Genomic DNA, 1593 nt, shown 5'->3' with positions numbered 1-1593 from the left:
CCCTTCACGGCGGCCCCGGACATTTTCATCCCGGAGTTGTTCCCACCATTGTCGGCGGGCGCACTGCTGCTTCCACCACCGCCACAGGCGGACAACGCCGCCGCCACACCAATTGCCAACGCGCTTCGTATAAACCGGCTCTTTGTCGTCATTTCCCCTACCCTCATTCGAGTTTCACCAACGGCAGCGCCTGTCGCACTGCCATTCATTCACTCAAAGAAAAGTAGCCATACTGAAAAAAATCCACATCCCCCAAATGGGGGATAAGCATTTGCTCACCGGGAAACCACTTCTTGCATCATTGCATGGGAGAAAAAAAGGGAACCAACCTACGCTTGAGAGCAAGAAAAGCCCTAATCCGTGAGGTGCGCAGGCTTGACTGATCAGGGCCTTGATCGATATACCCTTGATCTGACTACGAAAACTCGGCCCACGGGAAACATTGCCTCTAACGGCAGGAGATCCCGGACCAGGTCCGGGATTAGGCGGGATACATTCAAGGAAGTCGAATACGCCTCTTCCTGGTAATTCTCTGTACGACCCCTTCGGGGGCAGTCTCTGGCCGTTCTGCGCAGAGTCTTTACCCCGAAGCCTCTTTCCGGCTATTGGGAAACTGTCAGTTTCCCTGCCAAATCTTATTCCTCAGGACAACCTGACCCTGGCTCCTCCATGATTGAAAGCGTGACCGGAATAGGATCAAAGTTATCGGCAAGGTCTACCTCTGTATCAACATACATATAGTAGGTTTTGCTGCTTTCCAGTTGCTCACTGAAAGGATCGCCATCCCACCCTCCGCTTGCCCCCATGCAACTTTCGTCGTCGCAGAGCCATGCCTGCACGTCAATCTCGCCAGCACTTGCATAACCGCAAAAAAAGCCGCTCGCTGACGGTGAAAAGGAAAAGCGATTACTCTCCCAGGTACTGTCAAAAATATAGCCTGAGACCTCACCGCCGGAGGATGGCACCGGCACGATGCTGTCTTCATCTATCCCCACATCACCAGATCCATCACCCGACCCATAATCGCCTGATGACGTATCACCATCACCACAAGGGAGAAACGCTTCACCACCGATCAAATCCAGATAATCCTGGGTGTAGTAGAAGTAGGTTTTGTCAACCTCTACGGCGCAGGAGTAGGGATAACTGGATTTTGCAGGGCACTCACCGGAACGGTAGGAGTAGCCGAAAGAATCTTCCATAGCCAATAGCTCCTGCCTTGCCGCCTCTGTAGGAAGGGTGGCTTCTGTACAGGATCCATCAACAATAATATGCGCAGGGTAATCCCCCCCGCCGGTATCCAGGATTGCCTCACTTCCCTCAACATATTTGAAGACCTGCTCTCCTCCCACGGAGACCATGACCTCAGCATAATCCAACGGAATGCCCGCCTCCTGTGCCTGGCGCTTGTCCTGGCAGCTGGCAATATTGTCGAAGCCGACCAGGCAATAATCGAAAGGATTCCCCTTGACGACACGTTCCGGGATTTGTTCGCTGCAATCAAAGGTTTCGCTGGTTTCCACGCCGGTAACATTATTGCGATAAGTTCCTTCTACCGTCACATCCCCACCAAACGCCGACAGGGTGTAATTG

At 52.9% G+C, this 1593-nt stretch carries 1 protein-coding gene; it reads right to left on the bottom strand.

Translation table 11 applies throughout. From position 1 onward, the window contains the following. Positions 1-635: 635 nt before the first annotated feature. Positions 636-1593, bottom strand: a 958-nt coding sequence (locus tag A3730_RS32145; protein ID WP_197477602.1) for a hypothetical protein, incomplete at its 5' end; no start/stop codon positions are given.

This window comes from Alcanivorax sp. HI0044, assembly GCF_001634945.1.
Note: the sequence above shows the minus strand (reverse complement) of the source record. Positions and strands in the feature narration are given on the sequence as shown.